Below are 19,015 nucleotides of genomic sequence, written 5' to 3' on the forward strand. Positions count from 1 at the left end.
CCGCCCCTGGCCGCCCACCCGCGGGGTCGGGCCCCCCACCGTGCGCGTCCCTACCCTTCCCTATCGCGAGAGGCTGACATGGCCAGGGCCCCCCTGTCCCGCTCCGTCACGCCCGCTCCCCCACCAGGGGGCCGGCATGAGGGCATCAGGGGTGGGGGCGGCCTGGATCCAAACGGAAATCGCCCCGGCGCCAGCAGGCACCGGGGCGACTTTTCGCACCACGTCCCAGGTCTTCCTGCCTCAGTGCACCGGCGCGGGCCGCGACGCCGGCAGCTCCGGACGCACCGGAGGAGGAGGCACGGCGGGGGCCTGGAGGGACGCCGCCAGGGCGGGCATGCGCTTCACCACGTTGCCGGTGATGAGCCGCATGTCCCGGCCTCCCTTGGTGAAGAAGGTGTAGCCCCAGTTCAGCATCACGGAGGCGCGGTTGCGGAAGCCGACGAGGTAGGCGATGTGCACGCCTGCCCAGACGCACCACGCGGGCAGCCCCTTCATGCGCCACTTGTCGAAGAGCAGCCCCACCGCGTAGCCGCGGCCAATCACCGCGAAGCTGCCCTTGTCGTGGTAGCGGAACGCGCGCAGCGGCTTGTTCGCCAGGCGGGCGCGGATGGTCTTCGCCACGTGCCGCCCCATCTGCATCGCCGCCGGCGCGATGCCCGGCACGGGCTTTCCGCGCTGCTCCGCCGCCGCCACGTCGCCAATCACATACACGTCATCCAGGCCCGGCGCCGTCAGCAGCGGCGTCACCTTCACCCGCCCCGCGCGGTCCAGCGGCACCTCCAGCGAGCGCACCAGCGGCGACGCCGCCACCCCCGCGCCCCACAGCACCGTGCGCGTGGCGATGTGCTCGTCACCGAAGGTGACGCCCTCCGCGTCGATGCCCGTCACCAGGGCCCCGGTGCGCACCTCGACGTGCAGCTTCTCCAGGTCGCGCTTCGCCGCTTCCGACAGCTCCTCCGGATAGGTGCTCAGCACGCGCGGCAGGCCCTCCAGCAGGATGACCCGCGCCTGACGCGTGTCGATGCGCCGGAAGTCCTTCGGCAGCCCGTGCCGCGTCATGTACGAGAGCGCCCCCGCCAGCTCCACCCCCGTGGGCCCCGCGCCGATGATGACGAAGGTCATCCACTGACGCTGGCGCTCCGGGTCGGACTCGCGCTCCGCCGCCTCGAAGGCCGTCAGCACGCGCTCGCGCATGCGCACCGCGTCCTCCAGCGTCTTCAGCCCCGGCGCCACCTGCGCCCACTCCGGGTGCTTGAAGTACGAGTGCGTCGCGCCCGTGGCCAGCACCAGCGAGTCGTAGGGAATCTCTCCGCCCTCCACCACGAGCACCTTGCGGCGCGCGTCCACCGACTTCGCCTCCGCCAGCAGCACCTCCGTGTTGCGCGAGCGCAGCACCGTGCGGATGGGCGCGGAGATGTCCGACGGGTTCAGCACCGCCGTCGCCACCTGGTAGAGCAGCGGCTGGAAGAGGTGGTGGTTGTAGCGGTCCACCACCGTCACCCGCACGTTGTCCGCCTTGCCCAGGGCCTTCGCGGCCTGAAGCCCGCCGAAGCCCGCCCCCACGAGGACCACGTGATGCCTGCTGTCCTGGTCGCGTTCCATGGCGGACAAGGTGCGGACGCATGACGCGCCCGGCCAGCATCCGCTGTCTCTCGCCTGCCCGGCGGCTGGGGGACGGATGCCCGGCCGCTCCCCGGCCAGGCACCCGGATGCCAGAGACGCGGCGGCTCAGCCCGCCTTCGCGGTGCCCTTCGCCTGGTGCCAGGCGGCGAGCACTTCCTTCTCCCGCTCGGCGGACAGGCCCGCGCGCAGCTTCTCCTGGCGGTCCGCCGGCAGCGCGTGGAACCAGGTCAGCGTGTCGCGCACGGTGTCCGCGAGCGGCCGGGTGACGAGCCCCGCCTGCGTGGCCCTGGCGATGCTCACCGCGCCGATGCCGCTCTCCGGTCCGGTGCGCGGCACCCACGCGGGCATGTCCCCGAAGGCCGTCACCTTCTGCTGCTCCAGGAACGCGCTGTCCACCCAGGTGAAGCGCGCGTCGCTCCCGGTCGCCTCGCGCAGGGTCTCCAGCATGCCCTTCATCTTCATGGGCTCCACCGGGCCGGTGACGTTGAAGATGCCCGCGGTGCGGCGCTCCACGTTGCGGATGATGAACGCGGCCAGGTCGCGCGCGTCGATGACCTGCACCGGGTCCTCGCCGTCGCCGGGGGCCAGCACCTCGCCGCCCTTCGCCACGCGCAGCGGCCAGTAGGTGAAGCGGTCGGAGCCGTCATCCGGCCCCACGATGAGGCCGGGGCGGATGTTCAGCGTGCGGCCGGGCAGCGCGGCCTCCGCGGCCTTCTCGCAGAGCGCCTTGAGCGGGCCGTAGCTCTCCTCGCCCACCTCCTCCGTCGTCTCGTCGGGGATGGTGCCCACGGCGTCGGACTCGCTGAGGTTCTTCTTCGTCATCTCCTTGTAGACGGAGACGCTGGAGATGAAGACGTACTGCCCCACGTTGGGCGCGAGCAGCTCCGCGGACGCCTTCACGATGCGCGGCACGTAGCCGGACGTGTCGATGACCGCGTCCCACTTGCGGCCCGCCAGCGCCTTCAGGCCTTCACCCTTGTTGGGGTCGCGGTCCCCCTGGAGCTTCTCCACGTCCGGGAACAGGCCCGGGTTGGACTTGCCGCGGTTGAAGAGCGTGAGCGTGTGGCCGCGCGCCTGCGCCACCTGCACCAGCGCGGGGCCCAGGAACCGGGTGCCGCCCAGGATGAGGAGGTTCAGGGGCTTGCCCGGGGCGTTGTCCCCGTCCCCCGCCGAGCCTGGGCCCGGGCCCGCCTTGGGGGACGACGCACAGCCCAACACCTGGACCGCGCCCAGCGCGGCCGCTGCTTGAATCACGCCTCTTCGGGACAGCTTCATGCCGTGGTTCCTCCAGGAAGGGTCGTCTGCGGGATGGATTCGGCGGCGCGCGTGCGCTGCTGGCGCGCCAGGTACAGGGCCACCGCGAGCCACAGCGCGGCCACGGGCACGGCCGCCAGCGACAGGCCCGTCATGCCCAGGCCCAGCGCGGTCAGGCCCCCCTGCAGCCACGCGCTCAGCGTGTCGCTGCCGCGGTACACCACCGTGTCGATGAAGCTCTTGGACTTGTAGCGGGCCTCGCGGTCCACCGTGGTGAAGAGGATTTCACGCGACGGGCGCTCCAGCGCGTAGTGGCTCGCGCCCCGGAGCGACTTCACCGCGATGAGCACCGCCAGCACCGGCGCGAACGCGAGCACGCCAAAGCCCACCAGCGTGAGCACCGGCGCCACCGCCATGGCCACGCCCAATCCCAGACGCGAGATGACCCGCCCGGTGACGAGCGTCTGGAGGGCCAGCGTCAGCACCTGCACCCAGAAGTCGATGTCCGCGAACGCCGCCGTGCGCGACGCCGCGTCCTTCGCCAGCGACGCGACGAGCTGCACCTCCTGGTAGTACAAGAACGTGGAGGTCGCCGCGTACAGCAGCACCTGCATCCCCAGCGCGAGCAGGAACGGCGACGTCACCAGGAGACGCAAGCCCGCGAGCATCCCGCCGCCCACCGGGCCCTCGCGCGTGGCGGGCTGCTGCTGCACGTCCCGGGCCCAGTGGCCCAGGCGGCGCACGCACTGCGCGCTCACCTCCAGCATCACCGCGGACACGAGGATGAGGTTCACCGGCCCCACCGGCTCCGCGAGCCTGCCCACCAGGAACGGGCCGACGATCATCCCCGTGGTGCCGCCCGCGGCGATGAAGCCGAAGAGCCGCTTGCCCTGGTCGCTGGCGAACACGTCCGCCATGAAGCTCCAGAAGATGGAGACGACGAACAGGTTGTAGACGCTCAGCCAGACGTAGAAGGCGCGCGCCACGCCCTCCTTCGCCACGCCCCACTTGAGCAGCGCGAAGAAGGCCAGCAGGTTGAAGAGGAAGAAGCGGTACACGCGCGGCACCACCACCCGCCGGGGGTAGCGCGCCACCAGCGCGGAGAAGGCCGGCACCGCCAGCAGCATCACGACGAAGGTGACGCTGAAGAGCCAGGGCAGGTGCTTCACGTCCCCGGCGGTGCCCATCTCGTTGCGGATGGGCCGCAGGATGGCGTAGCCGCACATCAGCGTGAAGAAGTAGACGAACGCCCCGAGGACCGCCCCTCCCTCCTCGTCACGGACGTCCACGAAGCGCTTGAGCATGATGGCGGCGCTCCCAACGCCACGGCTGGCAGGCTATTCCCCGCCTGCCAGCCTGTGGAGGAAAGAGGCTACCGGGCCGCGAGGATTTCGCGCACGGTGGCCTCCACCCGAGGCAGCGCCTCCTCGATTTCGGCGACGGAGGTGGCGCCCACGGAGAGGCGGAACCAGCCGGTGTCCTCCTGGAGGCCGAACGCCTGGAAGGGCACCACGGCGAAGCGGGCCTTCTCCAGCAGGCGCTTGCGGATGGCGTCGTTGGTCGCGAGCCCGTCCCTGCCCACCACGTTGAAGCGCACGGTGAGGTAGATGGCGCCCTGCGGCGCGATGGCCTCCACCGGCAGGCCCGCGTCCTTCATGCGCTGGAAGCCCTTGTAGAGGGACTCCAGGCGCTGGTCGACGCGCTGGCGCATCGTCGTCAGGAAGGACTCGGTGGCGGGCACGTCGTCCAGGTAGCGCGCGGTGGCGACCTGCTCGGCCTTGGGGGCCCAGGCGCCCACGTGGCCCAGCACGTCGCGCATGCGGGAGATGAGGGTGGGCGCGCCCACGCCCCAGCCCACGCGCACGCCGGTGGCGGCGAAGGCCTTGCTGATGCCGTCCACGAACACGGTGTACGGCGCCATCTCCGGCACCAGCTCCACGGGCGTGACGTGCTTCTTGCCGAAGTTCAGCACCCAGTAGATGTGGTCGTACATCAGGATGAGGGGCTTCTGGCCGCGGCCCTCGCGCGCGCGGTTCTCCTCCACGATGCGCTGGCAGATGGCGCGCAGGGCCTCCGCGTCAATCATGGTGCCGGTGGGGTTGAGCGGGCTGCACAGGCACAGGAGGCGCGCGGTGGACAGGTGCGGCTCCAACTGCGCCAGCGTGGGCATGAAGCCCGCGGACGCCTCCGTCGTCACGACCACGCTCTTCGCGCCCAGCATGTGGGCGTAGTGGTTGTTGTTCCACGACGGCACCGGGTAGACGACCACGTCTCCCGGGTCGAGCACCGCGCGGTAGGTGGCGTAGATGACGGGCCGCGCGCCGCCCGCGATGGTGATGCCCTCCAGCGGGTACTTCAGCCCCAGGGAGCGCTCGTAGAAGCGCTGCACGGCCTGGCGCAGGTCCAGCACGCCGTCGGACGGCGGGTAGTTCGTCTCACCGGCCTGGAGCGCGGCGCCAATCTGGTCGCGCAGGCCATCCGGGACGGGGAACTCCTTCGGGCTGAAGTCCCCCACGGTGAGGTTGCACACCTTCGTGCCCCTGGCCACGAGCTCGCGGATCTCCGCGGCGATGCGGAGGATTTCGCTGCCCACGAGCCCACGCACCATGGTGCTCACGGTGGTGTCGTCGCGAGAGGGACGCGGGAGGGAGGTCAAATCAATGGCCATGGTGCGGATCTCTCCAGTGCACGAAGGGGGGCCGGGGGGACGCGGCCCGTCGGACCCTATACGCAACGGCGCCGGGAAGGCGCATCTTCCATGGTCCTGGGGAGCGCGGTGTGCGAGGACTCGGGAAGTCCCCGGCTGACGGGGTTTGATGGGAGGAACCGGATGCGCCTGCGACAGGGGCTGTATGTGGTGGGAGTGGTGTTGGGAGTGCTGGGCCAGGGCTGCCAGAAGCAGGAGCCCCAGACCGTCCCCATGGACGTGCCGGCCGTGCCTCCGCCCGCCAGGACCGTGCCGCGCGAGGGACCGGCCGCCACCGCCCCGGTGGTGCACCAGGTGCTGGACGTGAAGGAGGACGCGGGCGGGCCGGCGCCCACGGCGGCGCCGGACTCCGAGGGCGCGGCGTGGACGACGGAGACGGTCCAGAAGCCGCGCGGCGAGCCTCCGGCCATCACGCTGCGCTCGGTGCGCACGGGGACGCACGCGGACTACGACCGCACGGTGTTCGAGTTCGAAGGGCCGCGCCTGCCGGGCTACCAACTGGGGTACGTGAAGTCAGCCCAGCAGTGCGGCTCCGGCGACGACGTGAAGACACCGGGGGAGGCCATGCTGGAGGTGCGCTTCACGCTGGCGCGGGCGCATGACGACCAGGGGCAGGCGACGGTGGCGCAGCGCTCGCTCAAGCCCGCGCTGCCGTCCCTGCTGGGGCTGGAGCGCGTGTGCGACTTCGAGGGCGAGGTGACGTGGGTGCTGGGCACCGCGCGCCGCGTCCCGTTCCGCGTGCTGGAGCTGAAGGACCCCACGCGCCTCGTGCTGGACGTCCAGCACTGAGGCGGCGGGAGCGCCGGCTACTTCTTGGGCGGCTGGGCGCGCTTCTTCGCGACGAGCTCGCGCGCGTCCTTCTCCGAGTCCGCGAAGTCCACGTCCACCGTCCACTTGCCGGTGAAGTAGAGCGCGAGCATCAGCGCCTTGGCGCCCGCGCGCTGCAGCGGGCCCGTGCCCAGGTAGACGTGTCCGCGGAACCACTCGGCCTTGGCCTGCGCCACCAGCAGCTCGCGCGAGTCCTTGTCGATGCTGGAGGTGGACACGTCGGAGATGACGAACACCGGTCCGTTCTTCGACACCTCCTGGCAGATCTCCAACACCTTCTTCGAGTCCTCCATCTTCGAGGGCCCGTTGAACTTCATCACCAACAGGTCCGGCTCCTCGAAGTACGCGCGATGCGCTCCGAACTCCCACTCACGATGTTTCGCCACGCGGTCCTTGCCTCACCCTGATCAAAGAATTGCCCAGACCCGATAGCATCGAGAACATGGTTTTCCAAGGAGACTGGTTAGACCCGCTCTGTCCCGGTCGACCCGGGTCGAGCACGGACGCGGTACGCGGAAGGCGTGACGCCGAAGCGGGCACGGAAGCGGCGGACGAACTCAGACAGGTCGCCAAACCCACACGCGAAGGCGACGTCCGCGATGCGCTCGCGGCCAGTCCGCAGGCGTTCAGCGGCGAGTGTCAGGCGACGGCCCAGGATGTAGCTGTAGGGGCTCTCTCCCACCACCTTGCGGAAGGTGCGCAGGAAGTGGTGGCGGCCCATGCCCAGCTCCTGCGCGAACACGCCCAGGGAGAGGGGCTCCACCAGCCGGTCCTCCATGAGCCGGAGCGCGTCCGCCATGCGGCGCTCCTCGGTGGCGGTGACGGGCCGTGCGGGGCCCGCGTGGAGGCCGCGCAGCGCGGCGCCCGCCATCCGCAGCGCCAGCTCCTCCGCGCCGCGCGAGCCAGGCTGCCCGGCCAGCGCCCAGGCATCCGCGATGAGCGGTGCGAGCCGCTGGAGGGGCGGCAGCCGGTGCTGGGGGAAGTCCGTGCGTGTCACCCCGGACAGGTCGCGGGCCACCTCTTCCATGAGCTCGGGCTGGAAGTGGAAGGCGATGCAGCGGTCGCCCACGCCGTGCTCGTGGCCGCAGCAGAAGGACGTGTGCTGTTCCCCGAGCAGCAGCGAGCCGGGCGTCAGCAGCACGCGGCCGTTCCGGGAGCGGTAGGTGAAGCTCCCCGACAGGACAGCGGAGACGGACACCCAGGTGTGCTGCTCCTCGAAGACGGGGTCCCTGGGACCGGAGCGGCAGAGGATCTCGCTCACGCGCCAGCCGTCTCCGGACGCCAGCCGGCGAGCTGTCGTCAGGTCCACTTTCCCCAAGTCGGCCACGCGCCTTCCTTCCATCCTGTCCCCATTCATTCAAGCGGGGTGACCGAATCATGGCGACGGAGACAACGGCAGTCACGCGGGAGCTCATCTGGCGGCGCGTGATGGATGAACTGGGATTCGAGCATGCACGCGTGCGGCGCGGGCCCGAGGGCGCGGAGCTGTCCGGCTTGCTCCTCGTCGCGGAGCAGGGCGCGCCGCTGAGGGCGGAGTACTCCATCGTCTGTGACAGCGCCTGGCGCACGCGCCGGGTCAGCGTGACGCAGTCGTGGCGCGGTGAGCACCGGGCGCTCACGCTGGAGCACGACGGGCAGGGCCACTGGTGGAAGGACGGGCAGGTCGCGCAGGAGCTGGAGGGCTGCACGGACGTGGACCTGGGCCTGACGCCCTCCACCAATGCGCTGCCCATCAACCGGCTGCGGCTTGCCGAAGGCGCCCGCGCGGAGATCCGCGCGGCGTGGGTGCGGTTCCCCGAGCTGGAGGTCGTGCCCGCGCGGCAGGGCTACACGCGGACAGGGCCCGCGCGCTACCGCTACGAGGGCCTGGAGAGCGACTTCAACGCGATGCTGGACGTGGACGCGGACGGGGTGCCCATTGATTACGCCGACCTCTGGCGCAGGATCGCGGAGGGGCCCACGGCGCCGGTGACCGCGAAGCAGGCGTTCGTGGAGGCACTGGTGAGCCCGGGGCCCTCCAGCGAGCTGGGTGACGCGGCGGCGACCTTCGGGTGGCTGGTGGGCGGATGGGAGGGGACCATCCAGGACCATGATGCGGATGGGAGCGTTCGCGAGAGCCCGGGGGAGTGGTGGTTTCACTGGGTGCTGGACGGACGCGCCCTGCAGGACGTGTTCATCGTGCCGTCGCGGCGCGCCGCCGCGCGGCCGGGCCCCGGCGCGAACAAGCGCTACGGCACCACGGTGCGCACCTTCGACCGGGCCGCGGGCCAGTGGCAGATCACCTGGGTCAGCCCCACGGGCGGCGCCATCAACCGGCTGGCCGGGGGACGGGACGGCGACCGGCTCGTCCTCCTGGGCGAGCACCACGGGAAGCCCATCCGCTGGAGCTTCTCCGACATCGGGCCGGACCGCTTCACCTGGCTCGGAGAGGTCCAGGAGGCCGATGGGCAATGGAAGCGCCAGTCGCGCTTCGACATGCGGCGCATCCCCTGAGCCTCCGGCCACGGACGTCCAGAACCTGTCCGACTGTCGGACAGGTTCGTGCCGGTCGCTCCCGGGGGGCGCGCTTCAGCGCACGCCGCTTCGCAGCCGGAAAGCGGCTTCATCCAGCCGTGTCAGCAACTCCGCGTGCCGTGCGCGGGCCTCGGCTCCGCCCGCGCGCAGCGCCATCGCGAGCACCTGCGGCAGGTTGAGCGCGGCCCCCACGCGCAGCCGCTGCTGGTAGTGCTCGGCCCAGTCCGTGGGGATGCGCAGGGACCAGTTGCGCGCGTCCACGGAGCCCGGCGCGTTGTACGTGTCCGGCATGCCCAGCAGGTCCGCGAAGAACACCATCACGCTGCGCGCGCGGCTGGCGAACAGGTCCGCGAACTTCGCCTGCGCGAGCAGCCCGGGGTCCCGCGCCAGCCGACGCGCGAAGTCCTCACGCCCCTCCGCTTCGGGATGCAGCCGCTCCGCGAGGTAGTCCGCCTGCGCGCACAGCGCGTGCCTCCACTGCCACTCGGAGATCAGCCGCCAGAGTGACTTCGTGTCGTGGTTGCCCACCATCACCCAGTCCTCGGGGGCCACGTTCTCGCTGCGGTACACGTCCGCCGGGTTGCTCAGGTCCGCCTTCTGCGTGACGCGGAAGCGGCCCAGGCCATCGCGGGCCATCACCCGGGACAGCTCGTACGGCAGCGTGCTCAGCACCTCACACAGCACGTCCTCGCGGGCCCGGCCGTGCTCGCGCGCCGTGCGCACCACGGAGTCGAAGAGGAGGGCGTACCGGCCCACCTGCTCCTCCGTGAGTCCCTTCACCCACCCGTCCGCGTAACGCGGCAGCGAGCGGTCCAGTTGCTCCGGGGCCACGATGGAGTACCGCGCGAGCGCCGGGTGGTCCGGCAGGTCCGGCGAGGAGAACAGGCGCGCCCCACCCTGCACCGCGCGCAGCGGATCCGCCGAGCCCGCGCGGTACACCCACGGGCACACGAGCCCGTGCGGATGGTCGATGCGCAGCCCGTCGTACTCGGAGAGCATCTTGCCCAGCCGCGCGTCCAGGTAGCTCAGCACCGGCCCGGGGCCCGAGCCGTCCGGAGCGGCGTACTGCTCCGGATCCAGCACCGGGTAGTTCCACGGCTGGCCCTCCGGGTTGGTGCGGCTGGGCGGAGCCCCCATGAGGTACGCGCCCAGGAACAGCCCCTGCCGGGCCCACGTGTCCCGAGGCGAGAAACCAATCTGGAGGTCCCCGTACAGCTTGAGCCCCCACGCCCCCGCGAGCTCCCGCAGCAGCCCGTGCTGCTCGTGCACGAGGAACTGGCGGAAGGCGTACTGCTCCACGGCGTCCGCCTCGGCGGTGAGCAGCTCCCGGATGCGCGCCTCCGCCTGCATCACCTCGCCGGCGCGCGGCGCGAACAGGCGCCCATCCAGCGAGTCCGCCCACCCGCGCCAGTCATCCGGCGTGTGATGCCGGGCGGCGAGCACGTCGAAGAGCGCATCCCGCTCCAGCCACTCGCGGTGCTCCAGGCGGAAGTCCGCGAAGCGGCGGATGAGCGCGAGGATGGACGCGGGAGCATCCACGCGGTCCCGCTCGCGCCGGAAGGTGTCCCACGCCTCCTGGAGCGCCCGCGCCTGGCCCCGGCACGCGGAGGCGTACCGGGCCTCCGGTCCCGCGGCCTCGGGCACCTCGGAGACGAGCCGCGCCAGGGTGTCCGGGGACAGCAGCGCGCCCCAGGGGCCGTGCGGATCCGTGAGCGGCGCGAGCGCCACGTTCAGCGTGTTGCGGGAGAACAACGTGCCATCATACGGCGACGGGTTGTACGCGGTGGTCTGCCCCTGCGGCCCCAGTTGGATGCCGGTGAAGCCCAGGTCGCGCGCGAAGGCGAGGAAGCGCGCGGCGCCCTCGGAGTACGGCGAGCCGCGCCCCAGGTCCTCTCCGGGGAGGCCGGGGAAGCTGGGGTCATGGATGCTCAGGACCCAGCGGGTGACGCCCAGCGACTCCAGGGCTTCGGTGACGAGCGAGCGGTGCGAATCGGGCAGCGGGGACGGGAGCTCCACACTCCGGACCCTATGGCCCCCCGCGCGATGCGCCAACCGTTCCTTGAGGGTGACGCGAGCATCTCCTTCGCGTCACTCCTGCCGGGCCTGCGGTTGGGGCCGGGGCTCGCCGCCGCCTCCGTGCGCCGGCCCGTGGGTCTGGCCGCCTGGCTTGAACACCCGGCGCAGCTTCCCCGTCGTCCACGCGCGGGCGTCCGTCAGGATTTCATACACCGTCGGAATCACCAGCAGCGTGAGCAGCGTGGACGTGATGACACCGCCAATCACCGCGCGGCCCAGCGGCGCGCGGAAGTCGCCACCCTCGCCGTGCCCCAGCGCCACCGGCACCATGCCCGCGATGAGCGCGAAGGTCGTCATGATGATGGGCCGCAAGCGGATGCGCCCCGCTTCGATGAGCGCCTCGCGCAAGGGCATCCCCTTCTCGTGCTGCCACTTGGCGAAGTCGATGAGCAGGATGGCGTTCTTCGCGACGATGCCCATGAGCAGGATGACGCCGATGAGGCTCATGATGTTCAGCGTGTCCCCCGTCACCACCAGCGCCAGCACCACGCCAATCAACGACAGCGGCAGCGACACCAGGATGGCCAGCGGGTCGATGAACGAGCCGAACTGGATGACGAGGATGAGGTACATCAGCATCACCGCCACGCCCAGCGCCAGGAACACCCGGCCGAACACCTCCTGCTGATCCGCGGACTCACCGCCCGTGGACACCTCGTAGCCCGGCGGCACCTTCACCGCCTTGAGCCGCGTCTGGATGTCGCCCATCACCTCCGACAGCGACCGCCCCGCCACGTTCGCCTGCACGTTGATGACCTTCTCGCGGTTCAGGTGGTCGATCTGCGCCGGGCCCACCGTCTGCTTCACGGTCGCCACCTGCCCCAGCGGCACCACCACCGGCGCGCCCGTGGCGCTGGTGCCCACCACCAGCGGCAACTGCGACAACTGGGACGGCGTCTCCCGGAACCGGGGCGCCAGGCGCACCATCACGTCGCGCGTCTCGCCAATGGGGTCCACCCAGTCTCCGGAGTCCAGGCCCGCGAAGGCCGGACGCAGGGACTGCGCCACCTGCCCCACCGTCACGTTGAGCTGGCCCGCGACCCCGCGGTTCAGCTCCACCTCCAGCTCCGGCTTCTCGCCGCGCGTGGACAGCCCCACGTCCACCGCGCCCGGCACCTGCTTCACCTCCTTCATCACCTGCTGCGCCAGTTGGTTGAGCCCCTTGGCCTCCGGGCCGCGCAGCTCCAACTGGATGGACTTGATGGCCCCGCCAAAGCCGCTGGTGAAGACAGACACGTTCGCGCCGCCCACCGCGAGCAGCTCCTGACGCAGCGTCTTGCCCAGCACCTCCTGGCTGGCCTTGCGCTCCGCCTTCGGCTTGAGCCGCACGTACACCAGCGCCTGGTCCACGCCCGGCGAGCGCAGCGGCAGCGGCACGCCGATGGTCGTGTACGTGTACGCGACCTCCGGGTGCTGGCGCGTGAGGCGGGACACCTCCTCCACCTTGCGCCGCGTGTAGTCCAGGCTGGAGCCCGCGGGCGTCTCCACCAGCATCTCAATCTCCGAGCGGTCGCTCACCGGCACGAAGCCCGCGCCGCCGAAGACGCCCTGCAGCGCCACCGCGCCCACCAGCGAGCCCACCGCCAGCAGCACCATCGCGAGCCGGTGGTCCAGCGCCCACGCGATGACGCCCTTGTAGCGGTCCGCCTGCCGGTCGAACCAGTGGTTGAAGCGCGCAAGCCCGCGCGAGATGAAGTTGCGCCGCTCGCCCTTCTCCACCTGCGGGTCGGGCCAGTACGCGCTGAGCATGGGGTCCAGCGAGAAGCTCACGAACAGCGACACCAGCACCGAGCACGCGATGGTGAGCGCGAACGGCTTGAACCACTGCCCGGCCACCCCGTACATGAACGCCACCGGGACGAACACCGCCACGATGGAGAACGTCGTCGCCGCCACCGCGAGCCCAATCTCGCTCGTGCCCTCGCGCGACGCCGTGTAGTGGTCCTTGCCCATCTCCACGTGCCGCACGATGTTCTCGCGCACCACGATGGCGTCGTCGATGAGGATGCCGATGGCCAGCGTCAGCCCCAACAGCGACATCGTGTTGAGCGTGAAGCCGAACGCCCACACGCTCACGAACGACGCCAGCACGGACACGGGCAGCGCCAGGCCGGTAATCACCGTGGAGCGCCACGAGTTGAGGAACAGGAACACCACCAGCACCGTGAGCAGCGCGCCTTCAATCAGCGCCTGCTGCACGTTGACGACGGAGTTCTCCACGCGCGTGCCCGCGTCGCGGACGATTTCGAGCTTCGCGTTGGCGGGCAGCCGCTGCTGGAGCGTCTTCACCCGCTCGCGCACGCCGTCCGCGACCTCCGTGGTGCTGTAGCCCTTGGCCTTGATGACCTCGATGCCCACCGCCTGCGCGCCGTTGTAGAGCGACAGGGTGCGCGGCTCCTCGGTGCCGGCGAACACGTCCGCCACTTCCCCCAGCCGCAGCGTGCGTCCGTTGCGCTCCGCGATGGGCACCTGCGCGAAGTCCTCCGGCGTCTCCAGGCGGCCCTTGAGCCGGATGGTGCGTTCTTGAAGCTCGGTGTTGAGCCGGCCCACCGGCGCCGCCAGGTTCTGCGCCTGGAGCGCCGCAACCACCTGCGCCACCGACAGGCCCGCCGCCTGGAGCGCCGCGGGCCGCACCTGCACCGTCATCTCCCGGTCCACGCCGCCCACCACCGTGGCCTGCGCCACGCCCGGCACCGAGCGCAAATCCCCCACCACCATCGGATCCGCGATGAGCGACAGCGCGGGCACGTCCAGCGCGTCCGACGTCAGCACCAGCGACACGATGGGTTGGTCCGACGGGTCGAAGCGCGTGAGGATGGGCTCCTCCATCTCCTGCGGCAGGTCCGCGCGCTTGCTGGAGATGGCGTCGCGGATGTCCTGGGACGCCTCCTGCACGTCCTTCTCGAAGTCGAAGAAGACCGTGAAGTTCGCCAGGCTGTCCGTGGAGCTGGACGTGGTCTTCTTCCCGTCCACGCCGGAGATGGCGAAGATGGCGTCCTCGATGGGCTCCACGATTTCGCGCTCCACCGTCTCCGGTGAGGCCCCCGGGTACGCGATGGTGACGTTGATGACCGGCTGCTGAATGTCCGGGAACTCGTCCGTCTCCAGGTTGATGAGCGCGACGATGCCGAACACGACGAGCGCCACCATCGCCGTGATGGTGATGATGGGGCGCTTGATGGCGAAGTCGGAGATGAACACGGACGACTCCTGCGGTGCTGCTTCAAGAAGTGGAGACGCCTCGCCGCTACTTCGCGGGTGCCTGGGCCGGGGGCGTGGGAGTCCCGGCCGCGGCCGGAGCCCGCGCGGGGGCACCGCCGCCGGACGCGTTGCCCGCGCCGCCCACGCCCTGCTGGGCTTCCGGCGGAGAGACGGGCCGCTGCTTCTTCGGACCTTCCGGCGTGCCGGTGAGCTTCACGGGCGTGCCGTTGGTCAGGTCGCGCGCGGAGCCGAGCAGCACCACGTCCCCGGCCTTCAACCCCGAGCGCACCTCCACGGCCTGCTCCACGTCGTCCCGCAGGCCCAGCGTCACCGGCACCTCCTCCACCTTGCCGTTGGAGATGCGCTGCACGGTGGGCGGCTCCTGGCGCGTGTCCAGCGCGTCCACCGGCACGGCCAGCGCCTCCCGGGACTGGGACGCCACGCGCCCCAGCGCGAACAGGCCGGACAGGAGCGTCTGCTCGCTGTTGGGGATGCTCACGTAGATGCGCACCTGGCCCGTGGCGGGATCCACCGCCGGGTTGATGCGCTCCACCTCGCCCTTGAAGGCGCGGTCCTCGTAGCCGTTCACCCGGAAGTCCACGTGCGTGCCGACCTTCACCTGGCCCAACTGCGCCGAGGGCACCGAGGCCTCCAGCCGCAGCGTCTCCGGATCCACCACCGTGAAGAGGGGCGCGCCCGGCTGGACGATGTCGCCCGCGTTCACCTGCCGCTCGCTCACCACGCCCGTGAAGGGCGCGGCCACCTTCGTGCGAGACAACTGGTCCTGCGCCAGCTTCAACTGCGCTTGAGCCTGCGCCAGTTGGCCCTCCGCCTGCGTCCGCGACAACTGCGCGCGCTCGAAGTCGCGGCGGGTGATGACGCCCTGCTTGACCAGGGTCTGATTGCGCTGCTCATCCGCCTTCGCCACCTGCAAGGCGTTGCGCGCCACGCGCAGGTTGGAGCTGGCCGCCAGCACCTGCTCGCGCAGCGTGTGCTCCTCCACGCGCGCCAGGAGCTGCCCCTCCTTCACCGTCTGGCCCTGGTCCGCGTTCACGTCCAGGATGCTGCCCCCCACCTCCGCGCGGACGCTGGCCATCCGCCGCGCCTGGAGCGTCCCGGAGACGACGGGGCCGTTCTCCAGCCGCATGGGCTCCACGCGCACCACGTTCTCCGGGCCCAGCGACACCACGGTCGGCGCGATGGGCGCGGCGACCTCCTGGGAGCGCTGCCCGCAGGCGCCAGCCAGCCAGACGATGGCCAGCACGGCGCCCCACCTCGAACCCGTGCGCCGGGCTCGAAGCCCCGTTGTCTCTTCGGTGCGTCCCACGGCCTGCCTCCCCGGCCCCCAGGGGCATGCGGCCCTGGAGCTCCACCCGGGGGCGTCCCCGGGGCCGGGTAAACGTGGTGCCGCCCCCCCGGCCGGGGAAGTCGTGCCACCACCGGCCGTGAACCTGGAGAACACACCCGGCCTGGCCCCAGGGCAGGCGGAGGGGCATGCGGACGCCGGCTGGAAGGAAGACGGCCTCCGTCCCACGCGAGGGGACGGAGGCCGCGCTGGCTTCACGTTCGAGCGGGGCTCAGTGGACGCTCGGGGGAGCGACCACGAACGACGTGGTGAGGCAGCTCTGGTTGGCCACCTGATCCAGGAACGTCTGGCGCGCCAGCACCTCGTTGAAGGTGCGCACGGGCGCGCCGTCCGCGCGGTCCGGCACGGTGAGCGCGCCGCTGAGGAACGGCGACAGCGCGCCGGTCCAGCTCACGTGGGTGAAGTTCGTGCCCAGCTCGTCGCCGTGGCAGCCGTCGCAGGTGTTGAGCGAGAAGACGTGCCGCGCCTGACGGTTGGGGATGACGGCCGCCGGCTGGCTCCAGAAGGGCGGGACGGCCACGGGGTTCGTCACGATGGCGCGGCCCGCGCGGAAGGTGCCGCCGGCCCACGGCAGCGGGACGGAGTACGTGCCCGCGAGGATGGGCCCCGTGTTGGCGTTCACGTAGGACGGGAACAGCGTCGTCTGCCGGCTGCGGTCCGGCGTCTGCGCCACGGTGTGGCTGTTGAGCAGCCCCAGCGCCGGGGGCGGCGTGGTGGAGTACGAGTTCGGGTTGATGGTGCTGTTCCAGAGGCGGAACTCGCGCAGCTCCCAGGGGTGGGCCAGCCAGTCGTCGTTGGTGCGCACCTGGTTGATGGAGCTGCGGTTGGGCTTGCGCGGGGACAGGTCGCGCTTGGCGAACTGCTCCGTCAGGTTCTCCAGCGCGGCGTTGTACGCCGAACTGCCCAGCGCCAGCCCGGACAGGGCCTGCCACTGCTGCGCGTAGGTCTTGATGGCCGTGCAGCCGCTCTTGTCCACCCCGTACTCCAGGATGACCAGGAAGGGCACCGTGTAGCAGCTCGACCCCGTGCCCGCGGTGGCCGCGAAGATGAAGCGCCCCTCGCCCGCGCTGCCGGCGCCGTAGGCCGGGTTGCTGCCGGCCAGGTCCAGCCGGTTCACGATGGCGATGAGCTTGAACGGCGACTTCGCCAGGTTCAGCTCACCGGAGGCCAGCTTCGGCCAGGGCCCGATGAGGTTCGACGCGATGGACGGGCGCGCCGGGTTCACGAAGCCGTTGATGGTGCGCGGCTGCTCCCACTGCCGCAGCCACTCGCGCACGAAGGTGGTGGGGGCCACGCCCGTGAAGGGCTGGTTGGCCATCTCCGTCATCAGGTAGTTGAACGTCCACTTGCCCGTCGGGTTGCCCGCGCCGGTGCACGGGTCATACGTGCGCGTCACGTCGTTCACGACGGCGGGCGCCCGGATGATGAGCGAGCGCGCCGGATCCACCAGCGACGCCAGGCCGATGGGCTGGATGGGCACGGGCTGGCCCACCGGGAACTGCGGGTTCAGCGCCGTCACCGGCACGGTGCGCACCAGTTGGCGGTTCTCGAACACGGCCGTGGTCAACTGCGTCTGCGACTGGGACTGCGCCTGGGCGATGCGCTGCTGCTCCGCCTGGAGCGCCACGAAGTCGAACGTGCCGGAGGCCGTGAAGAGCAGGTCCCCCGCCACCGCGTCGCCGCCCTGGCCGTCGTCGCGGAACGTCAACTGCTGCGCGCCGTCCGCCATCGCCAGCGTCCCGCCGCGGAACGCCTCGTTCTCCGCGCGCTTCGGGTCCAGCTTCAACTGGAACACCGTGGCCGTGGACCGGCTGACCTCCGCCTGGGGCGTCGCGAACAGGGACTCCACCACCGGGCGCGCCGCGTCGCCCTCCAGGGCCTGCAGCGTCGCACCGAGCGCCACCTCCAGGTCGCCGGACGGGTCCGCCGCCCGGGCGGACGCGTCCACCTGGGGCGCGGAGGGCGCGGGCGTCCCGGACGTCTCCGGGGCGGGCTGGCCACAGCCCACCGCCAACGACGAGGCCAGCAGCGCGAACGGCAGACGCTTCCGGGAATGCTTCCACAGCACGGACAGCTCGGGCTTCATGGGGAGTGCGCCACTCACGACGGGGTGACCGCGACGACAGCCTCGCGATGGGGCACCTTCCCCCTCACCGTGCGCGGAGCCCCGGACACACCGGCCCCGTCCCCCTCCGTGAAAGCGGAAAACGCCCCACGCGCCTCCGGTCCTTGCGACGCGGAGGCGAATGGAGCGTTCTCATAACATGAAACACTGACTTTTATCGACTTCCAGATTTTGTAACCTAAGCCGTTACAAGTCTGGGATTGCTGTAACCTGTCAGGCTACAGCCCGCTGGTGCCGTAGGGCGACTCGCTGATGAGGCGGGTGCCGGACTGGAAGTGGCTGGTGCTGCCGCAGTCGGGGATGGGGTTGAAGCCCGCGCACGTCACGGGCTCGTGGGCGCGGGTCTGCGAGGTGAAGCAGCGCGCGCCGGCCTCGTTCCACTCGGCCTCCACGCTCCAGGACTCGGTGTCGGCCTGGACGCCCACGCCGTCGTAGAGGTTGACCCACTGGCCATCGGTGGTGTGCGACGCGCCGTCGCCGCAGAAGTCCGCGCGCACCATGCGGGTGCAGGCCTGGTGGTGGCCCGCGAGGCTCTGGCCGTTGACGGTGGCCCAGGGCTTGTAACCGAAGTGCATGCACTTCGCGATGGCGGCGCCCTCGCACGCGAAGGTGAAGGCGGCGGTGTCATCAATCTTCGCGCCGCCGCCCGCCACGCCCTGGAGGTAGTTCCAGCGGCCGGCCACGGCGATGGCGGAGCGCGCCCCGCCGTTCGCGTCCTGGCACACGGCGCGCCAGCCGCCGTCCGAGCCCTGGTAGGAGACCTGGTAGGACCACAGGTCGCTGTCGACGCCGCTGCCCTGGGTGATGCCGTCCACGCGCAGGGGCACGGTGGAGCCGTCGCCCAGGTTGCCGACGAAGCGCGCGCCGTTGAAGCCCATGCCCGTCACGGGGTTGGGGCCGTCCAGGCCGACGAAGACGGAGCCCTGCAGCCGCACGTTGGTCAGCGGGTTGCCGGAGGCGGCGGTGGCGCCCGCGTACGCCACGGACACCAGCATGCCGCCCAGCTCGCTGTTGTTCAGGTTGCGGCCGTTGAGGTTACGCCCATTGAGGTTGCGCCCGTTGGGAGAGACGACCTCCGCCACCTGCATGCGGAGGGAGGGAGCCTCGGGCTCCGACGATTCCGTGCCACAGCCCACCGCCACGACGGCGAGACACGCCGCGACCACTCGCTGCAACGTCCTCATCTGGATGCCCCTTCCCGACCCCGACCCCGACCCGCACCGCGCTTTCACGGCACAAGGTCTGTCCGGTGGGCGGGAGCGGCAACGGCGCGCGGCCCGTCCGGGCACTTGCAGCGTCCAGTGGCTTCCAGTGGGTGGAG

The 19,015-nt window shown here is 71.1% G+C and carries 13 protein-coding genes; 2 read left to right on the top strand and 11 right to left on the bottom strand.

Going from position 1 to position 19,015, the window contains the following annotated elements:
- Window positions 1-240: 240 nt before the first annotated feature.
- The 4 genes from K8556_RS08390 to K8556_RS08405 all read right to left on the bottom strand — a co-directional run bounded on the left by K8556_RS08390 (window position 241) and on the right by K8556_RS08405 (window position 5,545).
- Window positions 241-1,602: an NAD(P)/FAD-dependent oxidoreductase gene (locus K8556_RS08390; RefSeq protein WP_223739742.1), complete on the bottom strand. Its 1,362-nt coding sequence runs from the start codon at window positions 1,600-1,602 to the stop codon at window positions 241-243.
- Between the two features lie 126 nt (window positions 1,603-1,728).
- Window positions 1,729-2,898, bottom strand: a complete 1,170-nt coding sequence (locus tag K8556_RS08395) for an NAD-dependent epimerase/dehydratase family protein (RefSeq protein WP_223739500.1) — start codon at window positions 2,896-2,898, stop codon at window positions 1,729-1,731.
- The gene (locus K8556_RS08400; RefSeq protein WP_223739501.1) at window positions 2,895-4,181 is read right to left on the bottom strand and encodes an NTP/NDP exchange transporter; all 1,287 of its coding nucleotides are present in this window, start codon (window positions 4,179-4,181) and stop codon (window positions 2,895-2,897) included. Before K8556_RS08400 ends, K8556_RS08395 begins: the two co-directional genes overlap by 4 nt.
- Window positions 4,182-4,249: 68 nt before the next feature.
- Window positions 4,250-5,545 (bottom strand): pyridoxal phosphate-dependent aminotransferase, encoded by a 1,296-nt coding sequence (locus tag K8556_RS08405; protein ID WP_223739502.1) that lies wholly within the window; start codon window positions 5,543-5,545, stop codon window positions 4,250-4,252.
- 162 nt (window positions 5,546-5,707) lie between these two features.
- On the opposite strand from K8556_RS08405, the gene K8556_RS08410 reads away from it, so the two are divergent.
- Window positions 5,708-6,373 (top strand): hypothetical protein, encoded by a 666-nt coding sequence (locus K8556_RS08410; RefSeq protein WP_223739503.1) that lies wholly within the window; start codon window positions 5,708-5,710, stop codon window positions 6,371-6,373.
- Between the two features lie 17 nt (window positions 6,374-6,390).
- Here K8556_RS08410 and K8556_RS08415 read toward each other — a convergent pair whose 3' ends face one another.
- Both K8556_RS08415 and K8556_RS08420 read right to left on the bottom strand, forming a co-directional pair.
- A complete protein-coding gene (locus K8556_RS08415) occupies window positions 6,391-6,798 on the bottom strand; it encodes a hypothetical protein (protein ID WP_223739504.1) in 408 nt (135 codons plus the stop codon).
- 77 nt (window positions 6,799-6,875) lie between these two features.
- Window positions 6,876-7,739: an AraC family transcriptional regulator gene (locus K8556_RS08420; protein ID WP_223739505.1), complete on the bottom strand. Its 864-nt coding sequence runs from the start codon at window positions 7,737-7,739 to the stop codon at window positions 6,876-6,878.
- A gap of 50 nt (window positions 7,740-7,789) precedes the next feature.
- Between K8556_RS08420 and K8556_RS08425 the strand changes: the two genes are divergently transcribed.
- A complete protein-coding gene (locus tag K8556_RS08425; protein WP_223739506.1) occupies window positions 7,790-8,905 on the top strand; it encodes a putative glycolipid-binding domain-containing protein in 1,116 nt (371 codons plus the stop codon).
- A gap of 75 nt (window positions 8,906-8,980) precedes the next feature.
- Here the strand turns inward: K8556_RS08425 and K8556_RS08430 are convergent, their stop codons facing one another.
- The 5 genes from K8556_RS08430 to K8556_RS08450 all read right to left on the bottom strand — a co-directional run bounded on the left by K8556_RS08430 (window position 8,981) and on the right by K8556_RS08450 (window position 18,878).
- The gene (locus K8556_RS08430; protein WP_223739507.1) at window positions 8,981-10,942 is read right to left on the bottom strand and encodes a 4-alpha-glucanotransferase; all 1,962 of its coding nucleotides are present in this window, start codon (window positions 10,940-10,942) and stop codon (window positions 8,981-8,983) included.
- Between the two features lie 72 nt (window positions 10,943-11,014).
- Complete coding sequence (locus K8556_RS08435; RefSeq protein ID WP_223739508.1) at window positions 11,015-14,203, bottom strand: efflux RND transporter permease subunit; 3,189 nt, start codon at window positions 14,201-14,203, stop codon at window positions 11,015-11,017.
- A gap of 46 nt (window positions 14,204-14,249) precedes the next feature.
- A complete protein-coding gene (locus tag K8556_RS08440; protein ID WP_223739509.1) occupies window positions 14,250-15,530 on the bottom strand; it encodes an efflux RND transporter periplasmic adaptor subunit in 1,281 nt (426 codons plus the stop codon).
- A gap of 250 nt (window positions 15,531-15,780) precedes the next feature.
- Window positions 15,781-17,655: a hypothetical protein gene (locus K8556_RS08445; RefSeq protein ID WP_223739510.1), complete on the bottom strand. Its 1,875-nt coding sequence runs from the start codon at window positions 17,653-17,655 to the stop codon at window positions 15,781-15,783.
- Between the two features lie 257 nt (window positions 17,656-17,912).
- Window positions 17,913-18,878 (bottom strand): ADYC domain-containing protein, encoded by a 966-nt coding sequence (locus tag K8556_RS08450; protein WP_223739511.1) that lies wholly within the window; start codon window positions 18,876-18,878, stop codon window positions 17,913-17,915.
- Window positions 18,879-19,015: the final 137 nt, after the last annotated feature.

The organism is Corallococcus sp. AS-1-12, assembly GCF_020036995.1.
In the GTDB taxonomy this organism is placed as follows: domain Bacteria; phylum Myxococcota; class Myxococcia; order Myxococcales; family Myxococcaceae; genus Corallococcus.